This is a genomic window from Streptomyces sp. NPDC059853, assembly GCF_042731495.1.
Classification (GTDB): domain Bacteria; phylum Actinomycetota; class Actinomycetes; order Streptomycetales; family Streptomycetaceae; genus Streptomyces.
In genome coordinates this window covers 1-4347 of sequence record NZ_JBHWJL010000377.1, presented here as the reverse complement: position 1 = coordinate 4347, position 4347 = coordinate 1, and the positions used below count along the sequence as shown (strand labels likewise).

Here is a 4347-nt window from a genome sequence, read left to right as displayed (position 1 = left end):
CGGTCGCCTCCGGGGCCGAAGACGGCCTGGAAGTGGGCGGGCTGGATCCGGCCGAGCATCACGTTGGCGTCGGTGACGGCCGGCGGGCCGCCCCTCCGGTAGCAGGCCGGTCCCGGGTCGGCCCCGGCCGACGCGGGGCCGACGCGGTAGCGGGCGCCGTCGAACCGCAGCAGGGAGCCGCCGCCGGCCGCGACGGTGTGGATGTCCATCATGGGGGCGTTCATCCGCACCCCGGCGACCGCGGTGCCGAAGACCCGCTCGAACTCCCCCGCGTAGTGCGAGACATCGGTGGAGGTGCCGCCCATGTCGAAGCCGATGACCCGGTGGTACCCGGCCTCGGCGCAGCTGCGGGCCATGCCGACCACCCCGCCGGCCGGGCCGGAGAGCACCGCGTCCCGGCCCCGGAAGTGCCCCGCTTCCCGCAGCCCGCCACTGGACTGCATGAACATCAGCCGCACGCCGCGCAGTTCACCGGCGACCTGCTCGACGTACCGGCGCAGCACCGGGGACAGATAGGCGTCCACGACGGTGGTGTCGCCGCGTGTGACCAGCCGGATCAGCGGGCTGACCTCGTGCGAGGCGGAGACCTGGGTGAAGCCGGCCGCGCGGGCGAGCCGGGCGACGGCCTGCTCGTGCCCCGGGTACCGGTAGCCGTGCAGCAGGACGACGGCGGCGCTGCGGAACCCGGCGGTGTGCGCGGCGGCCAGGTCGCGGCGCAGGGCGTCCTCGTCCAGGGCGCGCACCGTGCGGCCGTCGGCGCCGACGCGCTCGGGCACCTCGATGACGCGTCCGTAGAGGGCTTCGGGGAGGACGATGTGCCGGTCGAAGAGCCGGGGCCGGTTCTGGTAGGCGATGCGCAGCGCGTCGCGGAACCCGGCGCTGATGAGCAGCACGGTGGGCTCGCCGCGCCGCTCCAGCAGGGCGTTGGTGGCGACGGTGGTGCCCATCTTCACCAGGGCGATCCGCTCGGCGGGCACCGGTTCGCCGGGCGCGAGCCCCAGCATCCGGCGGATTCCGGCGACGGCGGCGTCCTGGTACCGCCCGGGGTCGTGCGACAGGAGTTTGGCGGTCACCAGGGACCCCTCGGGGCGGCGCCCGACGACGTCGGTGAAGGTACCGCCCCGGTCGATCCAGAATTCCCAGCGTCCGCTCACCCGGCCATGCTGCCAGCGGGGGACGGCCGGCCGGCTGCGGCGCGGCCGGGCGGGGGGTGGCGCGGGCCCGCGGCGGCACGGGGGCGGGCCGCGGCGTACGGGGGGCGTGACGTACGGGGCGGGCCGGTCAGGACGGGGCGAGCCGGCCCCGGACCGCCGTCTGGACGCCCTCCTGCTCGGTGGGGTCGGCGGCCAGCGTCCGCAGCCGCTCCAGGACCCGGGTGTCGGCCGTGGCCGCGTGCCGGGCGGCGACCTCCCGGGTGTCCTCCTCGCAGTCCCACAGGCACTCCACCGCGAACCCGGACGCGAAGGTGGGGTCGGTGGCGGCCAGCGCCCGGGCCGTGTGGCCGCGCAGCTGGGAGGAGATGGTCTGCCGGTAGATGTGCCGCAGTACCGGGACGGCCGGGCCGATCGCCAGCCGGGCGACGCCCTCCACCAGGGCGCGCAGTTCCGCGGCGTCCGTGCCCCGGGTGCGCACCACCCGGCGCAGCGCGGCCAGCACGCCCGGGGCGTCGGGGGCCGAGCCGCGCCGGGCGAGCATGACGGCGGCGGTCGAGCCCAGTTCGTCGGTGCGCTCCAGCCAGCTCCTGGCCTGCCGCAGCGCGCCGTCGTCGTTCATCCGCGCGTACGCGGTCACCGCCGCCTCGGCCAGTTCGGGCCGCGGATCCTGAGCGGCTTGCCGGATCAGCTCGAAGACCGCCGGGTCGCCGCGTTCGGCGAGATGGCGCAGGGCGGCGGCCCGCACCACCGGGCTGCTGTCCCCGGCGGCGGCCCGCAGCAGCGTCTCCCGGTCGCCTGGGCCGGCCACCGCGCCCAGGCAGCGGGCCGCCGCGGCCTCCCGCCACTGCCGGGGGGTGCGCTCGTACCCCTCCCGCGCCCATTCCAGGACGGCGGTCACGCTCCAGCCCGGCTGCGGCGTCGGCGGGCGCAGTTGCCGCTGCCAGCGGTCGAAATCCCCGGTCTCCAGGGCGCGCGCCAGCCGGGCCCGCTGCGTGGGCCGGGCCGGGTCCTCGGCCCAGATGTGCCACGGGCGGGGTTCGAAGGAGTCACGGACGGCGTCGGCGAGGGCGCGTTCGCCGGCCTCGGTGGCGGGGAACCGGGCGAGGATCGCGGGGCCCAGCTCTCGCAGCCCGGCGTCCTCCTCGCGCACCGCCAGTTCGTCCAGGGCCCACCGCCAGTTGGCGCCGGTCACCGCGTAGCGGCGCAGCAGCGCCAGGGCGTCGCGCCGCCCGGCCGTCACCAGATGACCGAGGACGGACAGGGCGAGGCCGGTGCGCTGCTCGCACTCCTCCAGGGCGTCCACCGGGTCGAAGAGGTGCTCCCGTACGGCGTCCAGCGGGGCGTCCAGCTCCCGGTAGAGGCGGGCGTAGTAGAGCGAGCGGTGTTCGAGCTGCCAGTCCGGGCGTGGGTCGTGGAGCACACAGTGGTTCAGCGCGGCGACGGCCTCGGGGCGGGGCGCCGCGAGAGCGTGCAGCCATCCGTCGCCGCGCCCTCGCTGGAGGAGGCCGAGAAGGCTTCCGCTGGGCGCTATGTCTGTTTCGATGGGACTGGCGAACATATGAGTCAGCATCCGGTCGGGGAAGTCCGGTGGCAACGGGATTTCCGGATCGAGCAGTGGGGACGCCGGTCATCCTTGCCGTTGGGAGCCTGTCTACACCCGCGCCCCGGCCGCTGTCGAAGCGGTCCCCGGCCGGGCCCCGGAGCAACCGGCCGAATCTCTTACGGAGCGGCGCCGGGCATGGCACAGTCAGTAGTCAACCGCGCGCCCGGTTCCGACCGGCGGCGGCGCCCGGCACGAACCGCGCCGAACCAGGTCATCAGGGATCAGACATGCTCTCCTCCCCTCATTCGGAATCCTCCGCGAACAACCTGCCAGCAGGGAGTGACGCCTTCGCCACCTTCGACGACGTCGGTAGCGCCGACCCGTTCGACGCCCTGCTGGCGCGGGCGCGCCGGCTGCGCGAGGACGCGCGTGCGCTGCGCCGGGCGGAACGGTCCCCGCTGCGCCGGGCGGCCTGGGACGCCGCGACGGACCGGCTGGACGAGTTCGGCCGGCAGGTGGCGGAGCTGCGGCCGGTGCCGGCCGAGCCGGACCCGGCGGCGGCCCCGGCCGCCCCCGGCCGGCCGGGGGCGGGGATCGGCAGCGCGGAGTGGAACCTGCTGACCGACGGGGTGGTGTGGTCGGACGAGCTGTTCGCGATCTTCGGCCGGCCGGTCGCGGACGGGCCGCTCACCCTGGACCAGTTGCCGTCCTGCCTGGTGGCAGAGGACCAGCCGGTGCTGGCGGCGGCGATGACCGGCTGCCTGGTGGACGGCCGGCCGATGGACTGCGAGGTGCGGGTCAACCGGCCGGACGGGACGCGGCGCACCGTGCGGATGGCCGGTGAGCCGGTGCTCGACGAGCGGGGTGGCACGGTCGCGATGTGGGCGGTGATCCGCGACATCGGCGGGCCGGGCGGCGCGCGGGACCACCCCGCCGGGGAGCCGCGCCCGGAGCGCCGGCCGGCACCGGCCGGGCTCCGGCAGACCGCCGGGCTCCCGGAGCCGGCGCTGCGCGGCCCGGCGCCCCGGCAGGCCGGCTTCCGGACGGTACCGGCGCAGCGGGGGCGCTCCGGTTCGCTGGAACTGGCCGCCCGTTGTCTGCCCGCGGGGGACGGCGGCACACCGGGCGGCACGTGGTACGACTCCCTGGAGCTGGCGGACGGCACCGGCGTGCTGAGCCTGGGCGATCTGCCGGGCCAGGGGGCGGAGGTCCCGGGTCCGGCCGGAGCGCTGGGGGCGGTGCGGGGCATCGCGCTCACCGGCGCGGGCCCCGGGGACCTGCTGGGCCATCTGAACGAACTGCTGGACCGGGGCAGTGAGCCGCTGCTGGCCAGCGCGGTGTGCTGCCGCTACCAGCCGGACGAGCGGCTGCTGACCTGGGCCCAGGCGGGCCATCCGGCGCCGCTGCTGTGCCGGGGCGGCTCGGGGCGGGCGCTGGCGCGTCCGGCGGGGCCGCTGCTGGGAACGGTGACGGGCGCCGTCTACGCGGAACGGATGGAGCGGCTGGAGCCGGGGGACGTACTCGTCCTGCACACCGACGGACTGTTTTCGGACAGCCGGGCCGGGGCCGCCCCGGCCGGGCACGACGGCGACCGGCGGCTGCTGGCGCTGGCGGGCCGGCTGGCGCTGGCGGGCAGCGCCGCCGAGTGCC

General features: G+C 76.9%; 3 protein-coding genes. 1 reads left to right on the top strand and 2 read right to left on the bottom strand.

Features of this window, described 5'->3' with window-relative positions; all coding sequences use genetic code 11:
- Together ACFV5N_RS25230 and ACFV5N_RS25225 are read right to left on the bottom strand one after the other, a co-directional pair.
- The coding region (locus ACFV5N_RS25230) for a hydantoinase/oxoprolinase family protein (RefSeq protein WP_385604081.1) at positions 1 to 1154 on the bottom strand (1154 nt) is incomplete at its 3' end.
- Between the two features lie 127 nt (positions 1155 to 1281).
- The gene (locus tag ACFV5N_RS25225) at positions 1282 to 2712 is read right to left on the bottom strand and encodes a HEAT repeat domain-containing protein (RefSeq protein ID WP_385604079.1); all 1431 of its coding nucleotides are present in this window, start codon (positions 2710 to 2712) and stop codon (positions 1282 to 1284) included.
- 272 nt (positions 2713 to 2984) lie between these two features.
- On the opposite strand from ACFV5N_RS25225, the gene ACFV5N_RS25220 reads away from it, so the two are divergent.
- Positions 2985 to 4347: SpoIIE family protein phosphatase (locus tag ACFV5N_RS25220; RefSeq protein WP_385604076.1), on the top strand; the 1363-nt coding region annotated here is incomplete at its 3' end.

Coding starts and splice junctions, on each gene's coding strand:
- ACFV5N_RS25225 (WP_385604079.1), bottom strand. CDS start 2,712: ATGTTCGCCAGTCCCATCGAAACAGACATAGCGCCCAGCGGAAGCCTT.